Here is a 22,681-nt window from a genome sequence, read left to right as displayed (position 1 = left end):
CAGGGCGTACGCTATGGCGGCAGTAGCGCCTCGGGACTTCAATTGAAGTGGGCACGCAGTTACAACGTGCGGGAAGTGAAGCGGATCCGAAGCAATAAGACCGAGGGCACCTCGGCCTTTGTGTGACGCTATCGATTGCGTTGCCACAGGCGGAAATAGTCGACTTCGAAGGTGGAAGGCAGGTCGGCATCGTCGACTACACCAAACCATTTCCACATGGCTTCGCTGTCGAAGATCACCTCCATCGGGAAGTAAAAATGGGTGTTCTTTGATTCCCTGACCAGTACACCATCGACGTACCAACGCAGGGTGTCGGGCTGCCAGTCGAAACCGTAGACATGGAAGTCGTCCGCCAGGCGCCATGGACTGATCCAGGTGCTGCCGTCGGCCAAGTGCTCCTTGCTTTGCGGTGTAGCCCACACGTGGGCATTCATGTTGTACGAGCGGTCGAGCGCCGCGTTTTTGGTTTTGCCGCCGATTTCGAAGATGTCGATTTCGGTGGCGTTGTCCTCCATGCCCGTCCACGCCAGCCAGAATGCGCTGGAACCCGCAGAATTCATGGGTTTGGCGCGGGCTTCATAGTATCCGTAGAAGCCCTTTTCAATGGTTCGGACCATGGCGGAGGTGTAGTCCTTGAAGCCGAGCTGGACGTACTTCTGCGGCAAGGTTTCCTTGCGGAAGACAATGTTCAGGTTGCCGTTGTTGACGGATGCATTGTTCGGCGTGAACAACGCGGGTTTGCGTCCCAGCGACTCGTTGCCGATGGCATTGTTGACGTGCCAGCGTTGGCGATCGAGGGTGCTGCCATTGAAGTCGTCGGACAGTTTGCTGTTGAGAATCCACTTACCGGTATTGGCCTGATCGGACAGCGGCAGATTGGCGTTGACCCGGTTCGGCAGTGGGCCCAGTGGTCCGACGCGGGTCCATGTATTGGCTGATTTCGGAATGGCAACCGACCATTTATCCGCCAGGTACTGAAATGCATGCTGGCGTTCTGCGAGGGAGGCAAACGCACGGTCGTACACCAACACTTCCGCGATGTCGCCGCGAAAGTTTTCAGAATTGCCAATGGCATTGCGCCCGACGGCATAGGGGCCAATCGGCACATCGTAAAGCTCCAGGACGGATACGGTCGGCGCATACGCCGTGGTCTGTTGCAGGCTGATGGCGAAATTCGGCAACACGTTATCGTTGTCGGTGCTTTGCGGGCGTGAGCTGAACAAGCGTTGCCAGGGATCAACCTCGGCTTGTTCGGCCAATCGGCGGGAAACGATCAATACCGTGACCGGGCCTTTGGCGCTGCGGATGGTTTTTCCCAGAAACCCCGACACGCCACTGAAACGCACCACCGAATGGCCATTGAGAGCGTTTGCCATGCGCTGTGGCTTGGAGGCGCCATCATCGACTGTGGCGTGATGGGATTTTCCGGATTTGTCGTTCCAGCGCTGGACACTGTCCTGCGCGCCCAGGGTCAGCGTGTTCGCATCGGCGCCGTCCAGCCACAGCACCAGCCCGGTGGTGGGGGGCGATTGTGCGGCGGTGCAAGCCAGCGAAACCCACAGCAGTACCAGCAGCAGACAACCCCTGAACATCATTTGACTGCAACCAGCGACGGGGTTTCGAACGAAGATTGATACCCCTGCGGATTACACGACTGCCACCGCCAGGTATCGATGATCATTTGTTCCAGGCCACGTTGCGCGCTCCATCCCAATTCACGTGCTGCCTTGCTCGGATCGGCCCACATTTGCGCGATGTCACCTTCGCGTCGCGGTGCGAAGCGATAAGGAATGCTGATGCCGGTGATGTCTTCGAAACTGTGGATGATCTGCAGCACGCTATAGCCAATGCCAGTGCCCAGGTTCCAGAAATCGATGCCGCGGGTGTGCTGCAATACCTGAAGTGCCTTGAGGTGGCCGATGGCAAGGTCGACCACGTGGATGTAGTCGCGCACGCAGGTGCCATCCACGGTCGGGTAATCGTTGCCGTACACCGTGAGTTCGGGGGTGCGGCCAATCGCGACCTGCGTCAGGCACGGCAACAGGTTATTGGGGCGGCCTCTGGGGTCTTCGCCGATCATCGCGCTTTCGTGAGCGCCAATCGGATTGAAATAGCGCAGCAGGCCGATGCTCCAGCGTGGGTCGGAGTGGCACAGATCGGTGAGCAACTCTTCGATCATGAGCTTGGTACGGCCATAGGGATTGACCGGTTTGCCGGTGCCGAAATCTTCGGCAATTGGTGTGCGTGTGGGCTCGCCATAAACCGTGGCCGAAGAGCTGAACACCAGCTGGAATACGTTATTGCGAGCCATTGCCCGGCACAGTTCAAGCGTGCCGGCGACATTGTTGGCGTAGTAGTCCAGCGGCTTGCGCACGCTTTCTTCTACGGATTTGAGGCTGGCAAAATGCACCACGGCATCAATGTCGTAGCGGTTGAAGATGGTGTCCAGCAGGGCCGTATCACGGATGTCGCCATTGATGAAATCAACCCGGGTCAGGGTCAGTTGCTCAAGGCGCGCAATGCACTCACGGCAGCTGTTGCACAGGTTGTCGAGCACCAGCACTTTGTGTCCGGCATTGATAAGCGCCAAAGCGGTATGAGAGCCGATGTAGCCGGCGCCGCCAGTAATCAACGTAGTTTTGCGCATGGTGAGGTCTTCCTGTCTCAGTGACTGAGTTCAGCGGGTGGTGAAAACCGATTTGAATTCCTGTGGCCAGCGCGGGTGCATGACGCTATACGCCACGGCATAGCTCAGCGCACCCACCACAATGTTGCAGACCAGGTGTAGGTAGCCTTGCAAACCCAGCTGCGGTGACACGTACAAGACGGTTGCGGCCATGACGAGTGAGGCAATCACGCTGCGGTAATTGGAGTCGAAGTACCGGCGCCAGCCGTAACCGATAGCTGCGTTGAGTCCACGGATTTGCAACGGTGTGATGATCAACATCCGCGTCAGCAGCGCGAGCGCCGCGGCCATACCGCCATAAAAGGTGCCGAAGCCGTAGACCAGCGCCAGCGCCAGTACAGTGGTTGCCACTTCGGCTTTGATCGTGAGGTGGCTGCGGTTGACCGCCACCAGTGCGGTGGTGGCGTACATGGCGGTGTTACCGATGGCCGCCGTGCAGGCCAGCACTTGCAGCAGGGGAATGGCTTCAGCCCACTTGGCACCGAATATCAACAGGATGAGGTCGTTTGCCGTCAGCGCGAGGCCAATGAACAAGGGCGTCAACAGAAAGCCGCTGACGGCGGTTGAGTCACCCAGGATCCCGAGCAATCGCAGGGGTTCTGCGCTGCGCCGGGCGAACGCCGGCAATGCATAGCTCAACAGACCGTTATAAATCGCAGTGCGTGGCAGTTCGATGATGCGCATCGCCATGTTGAACATGCCGACCGCGTTCACGCCGGCCGTCATCCCAAGCACCACGTTGACCCCGCGCTGCAGCGTTTGTGAACTCAGTGCGTTGATGGCAACCGGTGCGCCGGCTTTCAACAGTTCGCGCAAGAAAGGACGGTCAATGTAAAAGGCAATGCGCCGCGGATCTGCGCGCATCAAAACGATGATGGACACGAACTCCATGAGCAGCGCCTGGGCAACGACCGCCCAGGCACCCAGTCCCCAGAGCGCCACAGCGATGCCGCCGACACCGCCTACCACCTTGCCCAGCAACGTGCGCGACGCCAGTGTCTTGAAGTCGCCGCTGCGGCGCATTTGCGCGACATAGACACGCGCCATCATGGTGAAAAGGATTTTCACCGAAGCCACCGCCGTCAACCATCGCAGCAGCGGGTCGGGCGTGTACAGCATCACCGCGACCGAGATGACGACGATCGACACCAGGCTGACGAGGACCGAGGCCCAGAACGCCGTGCTGATGTGTTTGTCTTCCAGCCGTTCGAGCCGTACCAGCGGGTCTTCCAGAACCGACGAATACACCAGCCCGATCAACTCGACGATGGCAATGATGACGGTGCCCACCCCCAACTCTGCGGGCGACAGCAGCCTGGCATAGGCGACAAAGGTAATCATCGACAGGAAGATCAGGCCGAATTTCTCGGTAAAGATCCAGGTCAATGTCACCAGACGATGATTAGCCATGGCGGGTACCGGTTCAATGAGCGGTGGTTGACGCCGTTGCCTTGCGCAAGGTTTTGGCGCGGGCATAGAGGTAGCGCAAGGTCGGTTTGCCGTTGTGGAAGATCAGCGCTTGCCAGGAGCACTCGAGCATTCGTCGGTACACATCGATCACTTCGGCATGCTCGTCGCGTCGGGAAAACGCATTGAGAAAGTCAGTGTGGTTACCCAGCACGAAATCGATCCGTTGCTGTTTGCTGAGCTGCGCGCCATAGCGGGCGAGGTACACCTCGATGAACCTGATCTTGTTCTGGTAGTACTTTTTCGGTTGCGCGGTCATGTTGCCGGCGTTGACCGTGCGCTCCAGCAGAATTTGCGGCACCGTGTGGATCTCCCAATGTTCGGCGATCCGCGTCCACATGTAACGGTCTTCGGAGTAACGCAGGCTGGCATCGAAGCCACCCAGTTGCATGATCACGTCGCGTTTGACCAACGCGGTGGATACGCCATTGACGACGTTGGCGTGGATGAAATCGTAGAAATGCCTGCCGCTCTTGCGCACGTTGTCCAGTTGCCGCCTGCCGTCGCTGTAATTGACCTGCGTGTAGCAGTCGATCAACCCCACCTGCCGACCCTGACGCGTGAGTTCGTCATACAGGGCCAGTTGTAACTCCAGCTTTTGCGGGCGAAATTGATCGTCGGCGTCGAGCATCGCGACAAAGGTTTCCTGAGAGTGGCGCATCCCGTGATTACGAGCACTGGCCTGGCCTTCGTTGGCCTGCTGCAACAGTGTCAGGCGAAACGGCGCGACGAAGTCTCTGACCCGCTGGGGGCCGTCATCCGTAGAACCGTCGTCGACGACGATGACGTGATCGGGCAGCCGGGTTTGCTCGGCCAGCGATGACAGCGTTTGCTCAATGCTTGCGGCGCCGTTGTACATCGGGATCACGACGCACACTGTTTGCGGTGAAGGGGAGGCTTGATTGGGCACGGGTGATTCTCCTTTTGTTACGCCTTGGCTGAATCGCGCGGGAATCCCCGACCAGTCGAATGCTGGCCCAGGGTTGTCGGTGATAATTCGGGGAATGTGACGTGGTGTTGCCGGAAGGACAGGGCCAACGTGCAGAACACCAAAAACTCGGCAGAGCGGTAATTGGGTATCACGTAGGCCACATAGTTGGTGACGATGAACAAACCGATGATCACCAGGGCGCTGGCGCGAAACCTGGCAGCCTGGTTCGCCGTTACGGCGCGGTACTGTTTAAACAGGGCTTCGCCCAGCAGCAACGCCAGCGCAGTCAACTGAATAGCGCCGCCGTTGAGCAGAGTTTCCATGTAGCCGCTATGGGCGTTGCCGATGTAACCCCAGCGACGGATGAAACCATCGGCGTCGGGGCTGGCCCAGAAGGCGCCGAAGCCGTATCCCTTGAGCCATTGCTCATCGACAAACGGCGCGAGCAGCTCCCAGATCAACGTGCGGTCAGTGAGTGAGGGGTCACGACCGGCCAACTCCAGCAGCCACGAAAGGTTGTTGTAGAGAAACAGGCACACCAGCAGGAACGCCAGCGTGCAAAAGAAGAACAGCCACTGCGAGCGGTTGATGTGCAGCCGGATCAGGGTGAGGAAATACCAGTAGCTCAGCGTCCCGGAAAGGATCAGTGCCACGCCCGTTGCCGATTGGGCGAGCAGGATGGCGACCAGTGAAAAAAACGCACAGAAGAGTGCCCAGCGATTGCGTTGGCGGATCATCGGCAGCAACAACAGGATGGCGATTGCGTTGAGCCGCGCCCCGGCGTTCTTTTCGGCGAAAATCCCCTTGAATGCACCGTCACGGATGCCGCCGGACAGGAACGCGACGTCAGGCATGATCACGGCGAGTATCAAACCGATAAACGCCGCCACGCCGATGGCACAGCCCAGCATGAAATTGATTTTTTCAAGCGGGTAGTTATAGGCAATGAAACCGGCAAAGAACACCACGCTGAGCAGCGCGATAAAGCGCTTGAAACTCAGCATCGGGTCGCTGGACCAACTGATCGAGGCAATGACACAGAATATGAACACCAGCAGAAAGAAGTTGCTGCGGTAAAAGGTTTTGCTCAGGAACACCTTGTTGCGGATGAAGAAATACAACGGCACCAACAGTGTGATGAGGCCGCAGATCTGGTTGGCGACGTTGCCTTCGAGGTCTTTGCTGATATCACCGAAACTGGCTGCGCCACCCAGGCTGAGAACAAACGTGATCACCTGGATGTAAAACAGCACACCGAACAGGGTGAAGGCATCGCGTAGCGTGGAATATCTGATCTCCAGGGTACTCATGGCGATGGTCTCCGCAGTAACGCGGCGAGGTAGGTTTCTACCGCGCAGCCGTTCATGAAGCGCGCAGCGGCATCGATGCGGGACTGGCGCTGTAGATCTCGCGGTGTCGAGAGTTGCAGGGTGATCGCTTGCGCCAGGGCGAGCGGGTCGTCGACCGCCACCAGTGGCGCGACGAGGCCACCGATAAGAATGTCTTGCGGGCCGTGGGGACAGCGGGTCGACACCACCGGTGTGCCGGTGGACAAGGCCTCGACCAGCGCGTTGGGACTGCCCTCGAAACGCGACGACAGCACAAAGCAGTCGGCGGCGGCCACTTCTGCCATGGGATCACTGGCATAGCCCGGCAGATCGACTCGATCCGCCACGCCCAGTGTTCGGGCCAGGTCTTGCAACGAGTCCCTGAGTGCGCCCTCACCAAAAATGATCAGGCGAGTGTTGGCGTCCGGCAACGAGGCGAACGCGTTGATCAAGGTGTCGAAGCCTTTTTGCGGCGCCAGGCGCCCTACGGCGACAATCACCGGCCCGGGCTTGTCCTGGAGCCAACGGTGGCTTGGCTGCGCCGGCCGCTTGTTGCGAAAGTCGTCGTCAAGGACCGGGTTGTCGGCAATGGTCACGTCCTGGCGGCGCGCAATGGTGGTGTTGACCAGATCCTGGGCGACACCTCGCGAGACGCAGATCACCGGGTTGGGAATCAGCCGGTACAACAACGGTGCCACCAGGTATGCCAGCCGCACCATGAAGTCGGGGTTGACGTGTTTGTCATGGGAAAACGCGTTGCGCTCGCTGACATGCAGCCGTGTCAAAGTCCCCGACAGCAATGCGGCGAGGATGGCCACCACGTTGACGTGAGTCAGGGCCGCCAGTTGCGCGTCGAAGCGATTGGCCCGCAGAAACCGCGCGAGCGCCGGCACTGCACGCGCAGTGCGTGGGCTTCGCAATTCGACTTTCTTTACTCGCGGGTCGAGGTGCGCCGCATGCAGGCCGCCACCGGTGAGCATCAGCAAGGTCACATCATTGCCGGCGTCCACCAGTGCACTGGCCAGGCGCGCCATCATTTTTTCCGCCCCGCCAGCGCTGAGGTCGTGCAGGATAATCAGCAATTTTTTCATTGGTTCCATACCTGGTAGTACGTTTTCGCGGCGTACTGGCTGGTGTACGGTTGAATGGCGTCGGCGAGCATTTTTGCGCTTGGCGCAACGCCAGTCGGTGAAACCAGGCTGTTGAGCATTCCCTTCGCCAGGGCGGGTACGTCGTTGGCATTGACCAATTGACCCAGCCGGCCGTTGTCCAGCAGTTCCCTGGGCCCGGTTTCGCAATCACATGCCAATACCGGCGTACCCAACGCCAGTGCTTCAATCAGCACAGTCGGCATGCCTTCCTGTACCGAGCTCAGAATGAACAGCCGGGCGTGCCTGAGCAGGGGATAGGGGTTGCTCAGGAATCCGCTGAAATGCACCCGATGTGCGATGCCCAATCGGCTGGCCTGGGTGGTCAGTGCATCGAGCAGGGGACCGTCACCGGCGATCACCAGATCCGGCAGGGCTTCACTGCGCAGCGCCAGCGCATAGGCATCGAGCAACAGATCAAAGCCTTTGGGTTCCACCAGGCGACCCACGCTCAACCAATAGTCGCCGGGTAACCCGACGGGCAACGGCGCCCGTGAGGCTCGCAACAGTTGGTCGGTAACTACGGCGTTGGGGCAATAACGGATGCGTTGCCGACCCCAGGGCATCAGATCGATGAGGGACTGGCGCAGGGCCGTGGAAACCGTGACCACCTTGCCGCTGCCGCAGAGGTACAGCGCGTAGAGCAGACGCAGGCTGGAGGGGCCGGTTTTCTGTTCAGTGCAATCGAGTGCCGCGTGGCGGCTATAGATGACTTTGCAGGGAAGGCCGAGGGTGGCGAACCAGGTGCAGAGGTTGGCTTGCTCCTTGGCGGAAATGAGGTGAGTGATGCCCTCGCGGCGAATCAGCCGGCGCAACAGCACGATGGACTTGAACAGGCCGACGATGCCGTTGCCGCCAGCGCCGTTGAGCGTTTGCGCACCCGCGCTGTCCGGCGTGTCACCGTTCATGACGAAAAAACTCACGCGGTTGCCGTCCTTGAGAAACTGCTCGGACAAGCGTTGCTGGACGCGCTCGATACCGCCGCCCGCTCTGAAATCCTTGAGAATGAACAGAATGTGCATCGGTCATTCCCCCACGCTGATGGCGACTTTGCGCCGAACGAGCAGGGTCAACAGGTGTAAAAAATTGCTCGGGTAGTCGATCAGGTAGCGTTTGATCGTATGGGGCTCGCGGTACATCCGGTAAAACGCGCGCAGATGCAGTTGATCGATCATGGCGGGGTAGTAATTGCGGGTGGCCATGGCTTCCTGGCGAATGAACCCGCCACAGGTAAAGGCGACACCGCGAAAGCCTGCACGCAGCGCATCCTGTTCAAATCGCTCTTGCAGCCCGGCACCCAGGCCGACGATCAGAATGTCCGCTTCGCTGCGGCAGATGTCGGCCTGAATGTCCACAGCCTGGGACGCATCGAAATAGCCGTTGTGATAACCGGCGATGGTCAGTCGCGGATAGAGCGTCCTGATCTTGTCGATGAACAGATCCAGTTCAACCTGCCGGGCACCGACGAAATACACGCGCTTGCCCTGTTGCTCGGCACTGCCCAGTACCGCGTCGGCAATCGAGGTGAAGTCAAAGCTGACCCGGCCGATTGCACGGCCGGTCACCCGGGACATGAACAGCGACATCAGCATGCCGTCGCAAAAATAGGCGACGGTGCTTGGTGTCTGCTCGAAAAAACTGCTGATGGATGCAAAGTTGATGAAGGAATACGCCTGGTTGGCGTCCAGTAACCTGGGAGAAAAACGCCGGACTATCTGCAGCTTGATCATGGCGCGACTCCTGTCAGTTGACCGGCCGGGTTTGCCGGCCCACGGAGACGTAGGTAATGCCGCGCTTGCTCAAACGCTGCGGATCGAACAGGTTGCGTCCGTCGAAAATCAGCGGTTGCTTGAGCTGGCGGATCAGCAAATCGAAGTCCGGTGCCCGGAACGATTGCCACTCGGTGACGATAATCAGTGCATCGGCATTTTTCAGCGCTGCTTCCTTGGTGCCCGCCAGTGTCAGGTCATCGCGCGAGCCATAAATGCGCTGGGCTTCTTCCATGGCCTTGGGGTCGAACGCCTGGACGCTGGCGCCGGCGTGCCACAAGGCCTCCATCAACACCCGGCTGGGGGCTTCGCGCATGTCGTCGGTGTTGGGTTTGAAACTCAGGCCCCACAGGGCGAAGGTCTTGCCGCGCAAGGCACCCTCGAAATGATCGAAAACCCTCTTGAACAGGCTGGCTTTCTGCTCATGGTTGCGAGACTCCACGGCCTTGAGCACCCGGGCGTCGATATCGACGCTGGTGGCGGCGTGTATCAGCGCCTGCACATCCTTGGGGAAACACGATCCGCCATAGCCCAGGCCCGGATAGATGAACTGATAGCCGATGCGCGGATCGGACCCGATTCCGTGCCGGACCATCTCGATATCGGCGCCGAGTTTTTCGGCGAGGCAGGCCATTTCGTTCATGAAACTGATCTTGGTCGCCAGCATGCAGTTGGCCGCGTACTTGGTCAGTTCGGCGCTGCGCATGTCCATGACGATGATCTTTTCTCGGTTGCGATTGAACGGTTCGTACAGTTCGCGCATGACCGCTTCGGCGTGTGGGCTGTCGGTGCCGATGATGATGCGGTCCGGGCGCATGCAGTCCTCGACCGCGCAACCTTCCTTCAGAAACTCGGGATTGGAGACGACATCGAAGGTCAGATGGCTGCGATCGTTGTCGGCCAGCACCTGCTCGATGCGTTCGCGCACCCGGTCGCCAGTGCCGACCGGGACGGTGGATTTGTCGACGATGATGTGATGGCGGTCCATGTTCAGCGCGATGGTTTGCGCAACGTCCAGCACGTATTTGAGGTCCGCTGAACCATCTTCATCAGGCGGCGTCCCGACCGCGATCAACAGCACATCACCATGGTGCACCGCACTGGCAAGGTCAGTGCCGAATTGCAGCCGACCACTTTGGTGATTATCACGGACCAGGCTTTTCAAACCCGGCTCATAGAGCGGCAGCGTGCCGTCCTTCAGCGCGTCGACCTTGGCGCTGTCGACGTCTACGCAGAGGACGTTATGGCCGACTTCCGCCAGCGCGGCGCCTTGTACCAGGCCCACATAACCAATACCGAATACGCTCACATTCATGATCTAACCTCGGGGCGTCGTGACGCAGGTTCACGATGGGGCAGGGCGTCAGTAGATGTTTTTGGAGAACAGCGTGAAGGGGGTTTTGATGAGGATCTTGATGTCCAGCCACAGCGACCATTGGTTGATGTAGTTGAGGTCCTGGGCGACGCGCAGCTGCATCTTTTCCACGGTTTCGGTTTCGCCCCGATGCCCGGTGATCTGGGCCAGCCCGGTGATGCCAGGCTTGAGGCGATGACGGGCCATGTAGGCGCGCACTTTGCCGGTGTAGTAAATGTTGTGGGTCACGGCGTGCGGGCGCGGCCCGACCAAGGCCATCTGACCGAACAGCACGTTGAACAGCTGGGGCAATTCGTCGATGGAGCTGCGACGCAGGAAGCGTCCGAGCGGGGTGACGCGATCATCGTCCCGGGTGGCCTGGCGCACGTCGCTGTCGTCGTGGAGGCGCATCGAGCGAAACTTCCAGACTTTGATCACTTCGCCGTTGCAGCCGTGGCGATTTTGCTTGAACAGCACGGGCCCGGGGGAGGTCAGCTTGACGGCAATCGCCACCCCCAACAGCAACGGGCCAAGGACAATAATGGCCATGGCCGCCAGGCTGCGCTCGAACAGATCCTTGCAAAACAGGCTGGCGGGATGCGAGCTGATCAGGCTCTCGTTGAGATAGATGGCCGGCATTCGCTCTATTTCGGAGATCGAATGGTTGAGCAGCACCATGCTGCCGAAGTCCGGGATCCACACCACATCGACGTTCATGTCCAGCAGATCGATGTACAGCGCTTCGATGGTGGCTGCGTGCGCCATTGTCAGGACGATGTAGACGCGACGCACGTCCAGGCGCGTGATGATTTCGCGGATCGAGTCGACATGTCCCAGCAACGGCAAAATGCTCGGTGCCGGGCCACTGTCATCGGCGGCGGAGATGAAGCCCAGGACCAGCGCGCGGTTCGGTCGCGAGAGTTTTTTCGCCAGTTCGTGAGCGGTCGGGCAGGTGCCGATGATCACCGAGCGACGCTCCCTGCAGATCATCCGCGAATGCAGCCGGGCGAAGGAGTGCAGCGGCAGAAAACTCGCGGCCTGGACCACAAAGCCCAGCACTGCCCAGACCATGATGACCTGGCGAGAGTACGTCGCACTGGTCTGGGTGATGAAGGCAATGCTCGCCAGCACTGCCAGCAGGATCAGCCAGCCGGCCAGTAGACGGCCGAGCCCGACCACCAGGCCATGACGCTTGTGATAAACCTGCATCATGCTGTAGATCGGCACTGAACCGAGCACAGTCAGGATCATCAGGATGCGGTAAGGGCTGGTGAGGCTGCCGACGCGCCAGTACACGAGCAGCATTAACAGCGCGACCACCAGCGTCATTGCGCAAAACCACTGGCCCCAGAACGTCAGGCCTCGGCGGTGTGCCATTTGAGCGGTATAGAGCGGAGTCATGGGCTTGACCTCAAGGCAAAATGAATGCGTCAGCGCTTTAGGAGCGGACACGGCGTGGCTCCCGCAGGCTTTTCCGTAGCTCGGCAGAGGTGAAGCGAAGTGTTGTGTTGTGTTGTGTTGGCAGTTAACAGCGCAGTGACAGACCGGCAGGCCGGGCGTTACCGGGGTGCGAAGTCGTAGTTATAAAACGACTTGGAATGGTGGTAGCCGTATTTGCGCGCCTTGCGCAGGTCTACCTGATTGAGCACAGCGCCAAATACCGGCACATGGCTTTGTTGCAACATGGCAATGCCTTTCTGCACTTGGCTGATCGGCGTGCTGTCGGCCTTGACCACATAGATCACAGCGTCCGAATGCTTGGCCAGCAACAGCGCGTCGCTGATCATGTCCGCAGGCGGTGAATCGATGATGATGTGGCGGTAACGCGACTTCAGCGCCTCCAGCATCCGCGCCATGCGCGGTGAACTGAGCAGATCCTGCGGCGGAGGCTGGCGTGACGCGTTAAGCGAATCGGCAGGGGACGGCAACCGCGGTGCGGCGAACAGATCCACCGAAGGCGGCATGACCATCCCGGCCGGCAGCATGTCCAGGTTGCCCACCGAAACGATGCAATCCTCGAGCCTTGCAGTGCCTGCAATCACATTGGCCAGTCCCGGACTGTCGGGCGGAAAGTCAAAGTTCAGCGACAGGGTGGGCTGACGCATGTCGGCATCGATCAGCAGCACGCGCTCCAGTGGAGTGAGCGAGCTGGCCAGGTTGTTGGCGATGGTGCTTTTGCCTTCACCGGCAACCGTCGACGTGACCAGCACCACCTGCGAGGGCATGTCGCTGCTTTGCAACATCAGCCAGGTGCGCAAGTTGCGAATGGTCTCGGAAAAACGCGGGTTCTCATTGTCTTCGAACAACCGCGCCAGTTGCCGACGGCTTTTCTTCATGACCAGCGGAACGACGCTGAGCAGCGGAATGTTCAGCGTGCTTTCAATCGTCTCGTCAGTCTTGAAGGTGTTGCTCAGTTTGTCCATGAGCAGCGCCAGCGCCATGCCGACCAACGTCGCAACCAATCCGACGATCCCCACGATCAACGTTTTACGAGGCTTGCTCGCTTCGACAGGGACAATGGCCGGGTCGACGATGCGCACCTTGGTGGAGTCCATATCGGCGGTGGCTGCGGTCTCCTTCAAGCGGGTGACGAAGGTTTCATACAGCGCGCGGGTACTGTCGACTTCACGCTGGAACTCGCGCAACTGGAACTCTTTGCGAGCGATGTCCTGGATCTGCGCCTTGTTGCTGTTGAAGGACTGGCGCAGCGAGGCTTCGCTGGCCGTGGCGAGCTGGTATTGCCGTTCGATGCCGGCGACTACCTGCTGCACCTGCAATTGCAGGCTGGTGGTGGCCGCGCGCAATTCGGACTGCGCGGAGATCAGGCTCGGGTGTTTGGGCCCGTAGCGTCCCGCCAACTCATCGACCTTGGCCTGGGCTTTGGCGCGATCCGCCTGGAATTGCTGGACCAGCGGGTTGCTCAAGACTGCCGGCACGCTGGACAGACGGCTCAGATCGCCGTTGCTCAGGGCCTTCGCCTGACGGTATTCACTCTCGGCTTCGGCACGGTTGCGACGGGCGTCGACCATGCGATTGCCGGTCATCTCCAGTTCATTGGCGCTGATGGTGGCGACACCGCCGACGTCAACCAGCCCTTGCTCTTCGCGGTAGCCCTGAAGCTTTTTCTCGGCGACACGCAGGTTGTCGCGCAGCTTGATCAGTCGAGTGTTCATCCAGGCAGTAGTGGCCTGCGATGACTTCTCGCTGGTGTCCAGTTGGCTGTCGGTAAAGCCTTGGGCCAGCGCGTTGGCCGCTGCTGCTGCCAGAACCGGGTCGGGCAGTTCGACCTCGATTTCCAGCAACTGGCTTTTGCCAACGAACTTGACGCTGGTGTGCTGCATGAGGTTTTGCGTGACCTGGTTGAAGACGTCCTCTTCGCTGGGCACTTTTTTCATCGGTACCCAGGTACTCAGCCCCGGCAGCCATTGGTCAAGCTCAAGCTCCGCCAGCCATTTGCGCGGGGTGAACCAGGGTGTCGGTTGCTGGCGCGGGTCAGTGACCGGGTTGGTGGTCAGGCCGAGTTTTTTCACCGCGCGTTCGGCAAGGTCCCGCGATTGCAGGAGCGCTTGTTGTGTCTGCAAATACTCGGTGGCATTGCTGCCCGAGTCCTTGACCTGTTGGAAGGACATCAGCGGCGGGGTTTTATCGTTGAACAACAAGGTGGTACTGCCGATGTATTGCGGGGTAATGGCTGATACAGCAATGGCGGCCAACGCACAGCAGAACAGGACGAGCCAGGCGATGTTCCATTTGGCGCGCCAGATCACCCTCCAGATTTTGAGCAGGTCAATGGTGTCCTGGTTTTCGCTGTACTGTTGATGTACGTGCGTTGACAGAGGACGTTCGACGTAGGTGCTAGGGCTGTTGTCCATGATTAGAAAAAGCCTTGTGCAATGGAAATGGTATCGCCGGGGCCGATCGTGGTGTTGCGGGTGACTTCATCGGTGAGTGTGGCGCCGCCATCACCGCGCACGATGGTCACGCGTTTGATCGAGGCCCGTTCGGTCAAGCCACCGCCCAGGGCGATGGCTTTCTCCAGGGTGAGCCCGGGTATGAAGGGATAATTGCCGGGTTTTTTCACTTCGCCGTTGATATAGAACGGACGATATTCGATCTGGCTCAGGCTGACTTTCGGGTCGTTCAGATAGCCTTGCTTGAGTCCGTCGACGATGATCTTTTCGACTTGCCCGGGGGTCAGTCCCTTCGCGGAAATTTCCCCCAGGAAAGGGTAGGAAAAGGTGCCGGCATCGCTCAGACGGATTTTTTTCATGCTCAGCTCCGGCTCGCCAAAGACGATGATGCGCAAGACATCGCCGGCGGCGAGTTTGTATTGGGTGCCGGGGTCTGCTGCATATGTATTGGGTAGTACCGCCAGTGCGAACAACAAGGCAACTATGCGTATGTTCATGACGAAACCCTCTTAGAGGCTTACGTTGAAGCTGATCTGAACCACGTTACGGGTAAAACTTTCGTTGTCGGCATCCGAGTCGTTGTCGCGGAAGCGATAGCCGAGCTCGATGTCCAGCCACCGGCGCATCGCATAAATCACCGCCAGGTTGTAGTCCTGTAAATCGTCCGTGCGGCTTTGGCCTTCGTAGACATATCGACCGAATCCGGCCTGTGCCAGGGTGGTGATCCGATCCGTCCAGCCATGGCGCCAACCGACCTGGGTAAAGGTCGACTTCACCGCATCGGCGCCATCGTCGCCCTCGGCGAGTGCCTGGCGGGCGACAAAGGTGAATGTTGAATAGGTGCGTGGCTTGTATTGCAGGTCCACTTGCCACGTCGGGTTGTCGAGGTCCTTGGATTCGCTGTTGTCGAAGTCTTTTTTCTCGTAACCGAGGCGGACTTTACCGGTGGTCTTGGCGGTGACGTCCCAGACGGCACCGGCGTATACCGCGTTGGATTGGCTGCTGCGCGTGCTGTTGGTTTCCAGATAGTCGAAATCGGTGTGGTCATACTCCAGCAGGCCACGGGTATTGCTGCCGATGCGGTGATACCAGGTGCTCGTAAGTGCAGTGGTATTGCGTTCCTTGTCCTCGTTGATGCCATCGGAGTTGTCGGTACGCAGTTCGGCGTAGCTGGCGCCAAAATCGATCTGGTTGTCCGCGCTTTTGGCGCCATAGGTGTAAAGACCGCCCACCCGTTTGTTGTTGAACTTGTCGTTTTCACCTTCGACCGCGGTCGATTCGGTGCGCTGCCACTTGCGGTATTCGGCTTCCAGTTTCAGGCGGTGCCTGTCGGTGAACTCCATGATGCTGTCCGCCCGCAGCCGTTGTGCGGTGTAAGAGGCATCCGATTCGTCGTGATAAATGTAGCGGGCAGGCTGCCAGATCAGTCGTGTCGCGCTGTTGCGGTCTTCAGCCTTGAGCTCGAAGTTGGGCACCAGCTTGGTGATCATCGAGGACTGCGTGTTGTTTTCCAGTTCTCGAAAGTTATCGTCATAGCTCTCTGCGACCAGGAAGGTCGGCGTGAAATCGAATCCGTAAACATTGATCGGTGCCGGATCGAGACTCCAGGCCATTCCTGGGTAAAGAGAGACCATCATCAATGCAAAAGGGCAACGTGAACTCAAGGCCATGTCATGGCTCCGTCAGATATTGGGGTGAATCGAGGATAGCTGACGTTCGAGGTCACGGAGTGGCATGCAGATCGTTTGATTCCGGTTCAGAAATTGAAGCAGGATCATGACGCGCTCAGCCCCGTGCGATGTGATGAAAACCCCCTCGAGTGTTGACAGTGGCCCGCGAACTATTTGCAGGTGGTCGCCGGGTGTCAGGGGCGGGTCATCAGGGGTTAACGATGATTCAAAGCAGCGCGCACGCAGGTGCTCGATGACGTTCTCGGGCACCGTCGCAGGACCATGATTGAATTCGACGAAACGACTGACGCCACGGGTAGAGCGAATGGGCGACCAGTTGTCGTTCCCGCCAAGATGGATGAACAGGTACCCGGGAAAGAGGGACTCCCGAACCCGTTGTTGTTTGCCGCGAATGACGCGATCCCTCAAAAGCTGGGGATGAAAAACGGCATAATTCTGTTGAAGCAGATTGAGGTGGGCGCGTTCGTCCTGGTGAGGCTTGCATTGCAACAGGTACCAGTTGGAACGATCGGAGCTAATTGCGGGCATGCTGGTAAACTCCGTCAATATCGAAAGTTTAGGCAGGCAGTGGCTCTACTGAGTCCGAGAAGTTATCAAGTCAGGCAGAGTTGTTGTTTTTATTTGATGTCCATAAGTGTGTTTCAATAATGAATCACAATATGTTTCATCGGCGTAACAGTGAAGGTAACTGGATTGGCGTTATATCTGACAGCTTGTTAGGCATAACCATCAGGCAGTTTTCGATAGGCAAAGCTACCGCACGGTCCTTACCAAGGATCATTGAAAAACAGAAAAAACTGATGGCGCCCGATCAACAGAAATAAGCGTACAAACTGCACTCGTATTCTGGTTTATCAGACCTGTGTAGTTATTGACCAGTCTCAACAGCATGTCAAACGTTCCTTGTCAAAAAACATGCCTTCTATCCAATAGTTCAAAGGGTGTTGCTTAACCTGTTGTTTTGTAATGTGTTTATATTTCGGCCGAACGGATTAAACTTTTTTTGATGCTTATAGTCGTGTGCTGCATGAGGGGTTCAGAGGCAATTACCCAATAGTGGGGCTGGTTATTGAATCTGGACCCTGAAATAAAGCAAGGCTATAAGTAAAGGCCATGGGAATAACACGCGGGCAGAGATCATGACGATTCTTGTGACTGGCGCTGCAGGCTTCATCGGGTATCACACCGCCAAACGGTTGTGCCGGGACGGTCTTGAAGTTGTCGGTATCGACAACCTCAACGACTATTACAGCGTGGAATTGAAACTCGCCCGACTCAAGCAACTGAGTGAGCTGAGCAATTTCCGTTTTCAGAAGATGGACATTGTCGACAAGTCGGCCTTGATGGCTCTATTTAAACAGCACGGTTTTACCGAGGTTGTGCACTTGGCCGCTCAGGCGGGGGTTCGCTACTCACTGGACAATCCGGATGCCTATGCGCAATCGAATCTGGTCGGGTTTCTCAATGTGCTGGAAGCCTGTCGACACTATCGGCCCGCACACCTGATCTACGCGTCGAGCAGTTCTGTGTACGGCGACAACAGCAAGTTGCCATTTAGTGTCGATGACGCGGTCGAGCAGCCGGTTTCCCTGTATGCCGCGACCAAGCGCGCCAATGAGTTGCTCGCCTGCAGCTATTGTCATCTGTACGGTCTGAAGGCCAGCGGGTTGCGTTTTTTTACCGTTTACGGGCCTTGGGGCCGGCCGGACATGGCGCTGTTCAAGTTCACGCAAGCGATCCTCCAGGGTCAGCCGATCGATATTTACAATCATGGCCAGATGGCTCGGGATTTCACCTACATAGACGATATTGTCGAAAGCATTGTCCGCCTGTGTCCGAAGCCGCCGGTGCCGGACAAACAGGGGGAGGGCGTCAACCGGCTTTTCAACATAGGCCGTGGCATGCCAATGGCCCTGCTGGATTTTGTCGATTGCCTGGAAGCGGCACTGGGCATACACGCTCAGCGCAACTTTGTCCCGATGCAGGCCGGCGATGTCGTCAAAACCTGGGCTGATGTTTCGGCGCTGGCAGACTGGGTCGGTTTTTCTCCGCAGGTGGAGGTTGAAGCCGGTGTGGCGCAATTTGTGCGCTGGTATCGCCGCTTCTACCAGGTGTGAACGCAGGCTGACCAAGCAAGATCGAAACACTCTGATTGCCCGCACACGCGGGCACTCTTATGCGATCAATTTCATCTACATCCAGAGCGACCAGCACTGAAATCCAACGGCGCTATTTCACCCCCTCAATCTCATAATTCACATAACCGAACTCGTTGCTGCGAGCCGCCACATAGCGGCCGTTTTGCTCGAATACCGTGGCCTCGAAAGGCGCGCCGCCAAGGGTCGTCAGCAGATGCCCGTCCTTGATTTCGTATTTGGCCGGCACGCCGAATTGACCGCCATGCAGCATGTTCAGGTATTCCCCCTCTGTGGGCGGCTTGCCATCGACGCTGGCGACCAGGCGTTGGCCGTCTGTGCCGTAGACGATCTCGAATGTCTGGCCGGTGACGGTATTGCGTACCTTGATGGTTTTTCCCACCACGAAAGCTTGCAACTGCTCGTTGGTGAGGGCTTTGGCGCCTTCGGTTTTCAGTTGCTCGATGGTTTTGCCAGCCACCGCGGATTTGCTGTCCTCGGCTGACGGCGAGTACCAGATCGGTGAAGTCCACGCGCGCTCCTGGACGGTTGGCGCGACGTCGGCCGGTGGCGGTACTTGCAGTTTGGCCGCGTCGTAGGTGCTCCAGCGCGGTGTCGGAATCTGTAGCACGCGGGCGTAGTAGAACGCGTGCTGAGCCGGATCGAAATCCGGATCGACCCAGACTTTTTTCAGCTCCGTGGCACCGATGGTGTTGGAGTAAGTCGCCTTGGAGACATCGACCGTGGACCCCACCGCAGGGACTTTGCCAGTGATCGAGTCCGGTTGGCGATCACCGGCCCAGGCGACGTCGTAGATTTTCTCGAAGGTCTGGCCGTTTTTGGTCCAGCCCTTGATGATCTGGATGCGGTCGAGGTTGCCATCGTCGGCATCCTTGACCGCCCATACCACAAAGGAGGGTGCCTGTTTACCCGGCTTCGCCGGCAAGTCAGCGCCCATGGGAACGCCCTTGGTGTAAGCGGCATGCACCCAGTCCTTTTCGTTCCACACATTACTGTCGAAGCCCCAGCCACCAAACAGGCGCACGGGAATTCGCACGCCGCTGGTGCCGTAGACTTCTTTACGCTTCATGGCATCGAAAATCGATTCACGGGTGTTTTCTTCAGCCCATACGCCAGCCAGACCCGAGGTGCTGGTTTGCAAAGCCACCATGCCCGAATTGGCTTTGCCGGAAAGACGTGCCGCCGGTGTGCTGTCGGTGAAACCGTGGGAACCGAAATTGTTGTTCTGCAAATAAGGGATGACCCCGTTATGCGAGTCGCTGGCACCCACCACGCCCATTTTATAAGGGTTGTATCCGCGAGACTCCTGCAGGGCCATACCGTTTTGCCAGGCTTGCCTGATGTAACTGCCATTGATTTTCGACGTGCTGTTGTCGACGCCAAGCAAGAAACTCATGATCTCGTAATTGGCGAATTCATCGGTCGGCGACAGCTCAGGGTGGGTTTCGGAGGTGCCCTTGACCTGGTGGATTTCGGTGAGGGATTCATTGCGCATCCGCGTTTCGGCCCAGGCGGCATCGATGGGGCGACCACGGTCATCGACATCCACCGCAAACATCAAGCCGTTGCTGAGGTTGGCGTTGTGGGAGATCGCCAGTACTTCGTTGCCCTTTTTGCGCTGATCGTCCATCCAGCCCCACAAATCCTCCGGTTTGTCCGAGTCGAGGGCCGTGAAGGGCAGGTCCGGCACCTTCTTCGAATCACGGAAAAACACGTTCCGGTGCATGTTCTGATTGTTGGGGGCCGAGGTCCATTCATAGGCGACGAAGGTGGTGAACTTGCCGGGTTTGTAGTACTTGTCGGCAATGGCGATGTTCTGCTGCCAGATATTGCCGGCCACTTTCGGATCAATCAGCTCCTTGATCGGGTGGCTCAAGCTCCCGGCAATCCACTTGAACACCCGATTGAATTCCTCCGGCGTCCTGGCGATCAGTTTTTGCGCGATCGGCAGTTTGCTGAAGTCTGACTTGGGATCGTTGGCCAGGGCGATCACGCCAACGTATTCCGAATGGTCGGTCACGCCATGGAAATCCAGTGGTCGGCCCTTGAGCTGGACTTCAAACCCCATCGGATGCTTGACCGGCATGCCCAATGAGTATTGGTAGGCTTGCTCGGGATCGACCTGATGATTGCCGATCAGGTAGGCATCGATTGACCAGGAGGTGTGCGAATGCGTCTGGCCAAAGTAAACCTCGCGATCCGGGTTGCCCTCTGCCATTGCCATGGGGCCGACAGCCAGCAAGGCACAACCCAGCAGTGACGGTGTAATGAAGCAGGTTAGGGTTTTCATATTCCACGTCTCCGCAATACGGCAGTAACAGTGCTGGGTTCAGGCCCAGAAACTCGAGACTCGCTCAAAAAACCAAAAGGCAGCCAGCGTACCCAAACCGTAAGCAGCCATCGGTCGGGCATACCGGAGGGCGGGCTGTGGTAGCCGACAACGCAACAACAACGCTCGCAGGCACAGCACGGCGGCGACAAACATCAACTGACCGATTTCGACGCCGACATTGAACGTGAACAGGGCCAGCGGCAGGTCGCGCTGGGGCAAACCGATTTGCGTCAGCGCACCGGCAAAACCAAAGCCATGCAGCAAGCCAAAACAGAACGCCACCACCCATGGCCATTGGAGGGTGAAGCTGACGTCACCGCGGTTTTTGCGGGCTATTTCCACTGCCAGCAACAGAATGCTCAGGGCAATGGTCGCCTCCACGGGTGGGCCGGGAAGCCGCACCGCATCCAACGCTGCAAGGGCCAGGGTGATGGAGTGGGCGAGGGTGAACGCGGTGATGGTCTTGACCAGCATCCAGCCATTGCCCACCAGCAACAGGAGGCCGAAGACGAATAGCAGGTGATCAAAGCCTCCAAGAATGTGCTGGATGCCATGCACCAGAAAGGTACCGGCCACGGAAAACGCCCCCGGCGAGGCGGCGATTTCTATCCAGGGCCGAGCAGGGTGGACAAGGGTGGTCGTCTGACTGCCGTCCAGGCGCGAGACACGCACCAGCACATCGGTAATGCTCGCTTGCAGGCCTATGAATTCGATGCGCTGCCCGACCAGTCCCGATTGGCCGGTATCGATGATCCGACGTTCGATCAGTGAGTCGTTGAGCTGGCTTTCCACGGGTTCGACGACGGTGCGCATCCCTTCGGCAAAGCGCAATGCAATGGGCAATCGCATGCCTGAAAGCACCGGTGTGCGCCACAGCACGTCATAGCGTCCGATGGCCGTTTCATTGAGCTCCAGGTACGCGGGGCGCGACTCATGGGCGATCGCGGTCAGGCCCATGAACCAGAGCAGCAACAGCAGCCAGACCTTGCGCTTCATTATTGCTGGCGCTCGGCTTGCGTGGCGGCAATCGCACCGTCCGCTGCGGGAACCATCATTACCACTTCGTAACGTGCCTTCAGCGCGTCGAAACTGCTGCGCTTGGATGCGCTGCGTTGCTCCGACAGCCAATCGGACTTGACCTGCTGCGCCACGGTTTCGAAGGGCGGTGCCGGAGGTGTGGCCAGCGCATCGATCCACAACAGATGCCAGCCGAACCCGGATTCCACAGGCCCGACCCAACGTCCGGGCGTTTGCTTGAACAATGAAAGGGCGAAGGTTGAGCCGAATACCCGCGCCACCTGGTCCTGTGATTGCTCTGTGTAGGCGTTTTTGAACAGGAAGCCATCGCCTGCACCGCTGTTCTTGTCTGTCAAGCGACTCAAGGCGGCCAGCGCGTCGGCTTGCGCATTGGCACCGCGTTTGTCCGCAGCAAAAAATACATGGTGGAAAGTGGCAAGCGGTGGCGGCGCGTATTGCTCTTGATGCTGTTGGTACCAGGTTTCAAGTACACCAGGCGCAGGTTCGCGAAGCGACGCAACATCTTCGGCAAGGAAATCCATTTTTTGCGCCAATCGGCGTCGAATAATGGTGTCGTCTTTATCCAGGCCAAGTTTCAATGCTTCACGGTAAAGGATTTCCTCTTTCACATATTCATCAATCAGACCCTGCATTTGCAGTTCCGAGGGAGAGCGCTGCCAGCGCGCCAGCCAGGAAATGGCGATGCGCTGAACAACTTCAGGGGTGATTTCGATGCGTTGCGGATCTTGATTGACGGTTGAACGCTGTAAACCGCCGTACAGCATGAAGAGTGCAAAACCGCCGAGTAAAAAGTGCAGTAACGGCTGACGAAGGCATCGCTTGATTGACGAAAGTCGAGACGCCTTCGCTTCACCCACGGTCAAGTTCATG

18 protein-coding genes are annotated in these 22,681 nt (G+C 58.3%); 1 reads left to right on the top strand and 17 read right to left on the bottom strand.

The window, feature by feature from the left end; all coding sequences use genetic code 11:
• Nucleotides 1-128 precede the first annotated feature (128 nt).
• From D8V06_RS19360 to rfaH, 14 genes are all read right to left on the bottom strand, one after another.
• Complete coding sequence (locus tag D8V06_RS19360; protein WP_241667848.1) at nucleotides 129-1,595, bottom strand: family 16 glycosylhydrolase; 1,467 nt, start codon at nucleotides 1,593-1,595, stop codon at nucleotides 129-131.
• Nucleotides 1,592-2,647 (bottom strand): UDP-glucose 4-epimerase GalE, encoded by a 1,056-nt coding sequence (gene galE, locus D8V06_RS19355; RefSeq protein WP_056854407.1) that lies wholly within the window; start codon nucleotides 2,645-2,647, stop codon nucleotides 1,592-1,594. The genes D8V06_RS19360 and galE overlap by 4 nt, the downstream gene beginning before the upstream one ends.
• Nucleotides 2,648-2,677: 30 nt before the next feature.
• The gene (locus D8V06_RS19350) at nucleotides 2,678-4,096 is read right to left on the bottom strand and encodes an oligosaccharide flippase family protein (RefSeq protein WP_056854406.1); all 1,419 of its coding nucleotides are present in this window, start codon (nucleotides 4,094-4,096) and stop codon (nucleotides 2,678-2,680) included.
• 13 nt (nucleotides 4,097-4,109) lie between these two features.
• A complete protein-coding gene (locus tag D8V06_RS19345; RefSeq protein ID WP_056854405.1) occupies nucleotides 4,110-5,063 on the bottom strand; it encodes a glycosyltransferase family A protein in 954 nt (317 codons plus the stop codon).
• Nucleotides 5,064-5,080: 17 nt separating this feature from the next.
• Entirely contained in the window at nucleotides 5,081-6,394 is a 1,314-nt protein-coding gene (locus D8V06_RS19340; RefSeq protein WP_130908264.1) for an O-antigen ligase family protein, read from the bottom strand.
• Nucleotides 6,391-7,503: a glycosyltransferase gene (locus tag D8V06_RS19335; protein ID WP_130931577.1), complete on the bottom strand. Its 1,113-nt coding sequence runs from the start codon at nucleotides 7,501-7,503 to the stop codon at nucleotides 6,391-6,393. Before D8V06_RS19335 ends, D8V06_RS19340 begins: the two co-directional genes overlap by 4 nt.
• Nucleotides 7,500-8,582, bottom strand: coding sequence for a glycosyltransferase (locus D8V06_RS19330; RefSeq protein WP_056854402.1), 1,083 nt, complete (start codon nucleotides 8,580-8,582; stop codon nucleotides 7,500-7,502). Before D8V06_RS19330 ends, D8V06_RS19335 begins: the two co-directional genes overlap by 4 nt.
• Before the next feature lie 3 nt (nucleotides 8,583-8,585).
• Nucleotides 8,586-9,290, bottom strand: coding sequence for a WecB/TagA/CpsF family glycosyltransferase (locus D8V06_RS19325; RefSeq protein WP_130904940.1), 705 nt, complete (start codon nucleotides 9,288-9,290; stop codon nucleotides 8,586-8,588).
• A gap of 13 nt (nucleotides 9,291-9,303) precedes the next feature.
• A complete protein-coding gene (locus D8V06_RS19320) occupies nucleotides 9,304-10,644 on the bottom strand; it encodes a UDP-glucose/GDP-mannose dehydrogenase family protein (protein ID WP_130931576.1) in 1,341 nt (446 codons plus the stop codon).
• A gap of 48 nt (nucleotides 10,645-10,692) precedes the next feature.
• Nucleotides 10,693-12,084, bottom strand: a complete 1,392-nt coding sequence (locus D8V06_RS19315; RefSeq protein WP_056854399.1) for an undecaprenyl-phosphate glucose phosphotransferase — start codon at nucleotides 12,082-12,084, stop codon at nucleotides 10,693-10,695.
• 158 nt (nucleotides 12,085-12,242) lie between these two features.
• Nucleotides 12,243-14,555, bottom strand: a complete 2,313-nt coding sequence (locus D8V06_RS19310; RefSeq protein ID WP_056854398.1) for a GNVR domain-containing protein — start codon at nucleotides 14,553-14,555, stop codon at nucleotides 12,243-12,245.
• A 2-nt stretch (nucleotides 14,556-14,557) separates the two neighbouring features.
• Nucleotides 14,558-15,091: a polysaccharide biosynthesis/export family protein gene (locus tag D8V06_RS19305; protein WP_056854397.1), complete on the bottom strand. Its 534-nt coding sequence runs from the start codon at nucleotides 15,089-15,091 to the stop codon at nucleotides 14,558-14,560.
• Nucleotides 15,092-15,103: 12 nt separating this feature from the next.
• Nucleotides 15,104-16,264: an outer membrane beta-barrel protein gene (locus D8V06_RS19300; protein WP_130931575.1), complete on the bottom strand. Its 1,161-nt coding sequence runs from the start codon at nucleotides 16,262-16,264 to the stop codon at nucleotides 15,104-15,106.
• Nucleotides 16,265-16,276: 12 nt separating this feature from the next.
• Entirely contained in the window at nucleotides 16,277-16,813 is a 537-nt protein-coding gene (gene rfaH / locus D8V06_RS19295; RefSeq protein WP_130908260.1) for a transcription/translation regulatory transformer protein RfaH, read from the bottom strand.
• A 611-nt stretch (nucleotides 16,814-17,424) separates the two neighbouring features.
• On the opposite strand from rfaH, the gene D8V06_RS19290 reads away from it, so the two are divergent.
• Nucleotides 17,425-18,402: an SDR family NAD(P)-dependent oxidoreductase gene (locus tag D8V06_RS19290; RefSeq protein ID WP_130931574.1), complete on the top strand. Its 978-nt coding sequence runs from the start codon at nucleotides 17,425-17,427 to the stop codon at nucleotides 18,400-18,402.
• 112 nt (nucleotides 18,403-18,514) lie between these two features.
• Here D8V06_RS19290 and D8V06_RS19285 read toward each other — a convergent pair whose 3' ends face one another.
• The 3 genes from D8V06_RS19285 to D8V06_RS19275 are packed head-to-tail and all read right to left on the bottom strand — an operon-like array spanning nucleotide 18,515 to nucleotide 22,680.
• Nucleotides 18,515-20,731: a DUF3604 domain-containing protein gene (locus tag D8V06_RS19285; RefSeq protein ID WP_130931573.1), complete on the bottom strand. Its 2,217-nt coding sequence runs from the start codon at nucleotides 20,729-20,731 to the stop codon at nucleotides 18,515-18,517.
• Between the two features lie 39 nt (nucleotides 20,732-20,770).
• A complete protein-coding gene (locus D8V06_RS19280) occupies nucleotides 20,771-21,769 on the bottom strand; it encodes a HupE/UreJ family protein (RefSeq protein WP_130931572.1) in 999 nt (332 codons plus the stop codon).
• The gene (locus D8V06_RS19275; protein WP_130931571.1) at nucleotides 21,769-22,680 is read right to left on the bottom strand and encodes a peptidylprolyl isomerase; all 912 of its coding nucleotides are present in this window, start codon (nucleotides 22,678-22,680) and stop codon (nucleotides 21,769-21,771) included. The genes D8V06_RS19280 and D8V06_RS19275 overlap by 1 nt, the downstream gene beginning before the upstream one ends.
• Between the last annotated feature and the right edge of the window lies 1 nt (nucleotide 22,681).

The sequence above is a fragment of the Pseudomonas sp. Sample_24 genome (assembly GCF_004307605.1).
Taxonomy (GTDB): Bacteria; Pseudomonadota; Gammaproteobacteria; order Pseudomonadales; family Pseudomonadaceae; genus Aquipseudomonas.
This window is presented reverse-complemented; position numbering and strand designations above follow the sequence as displayed.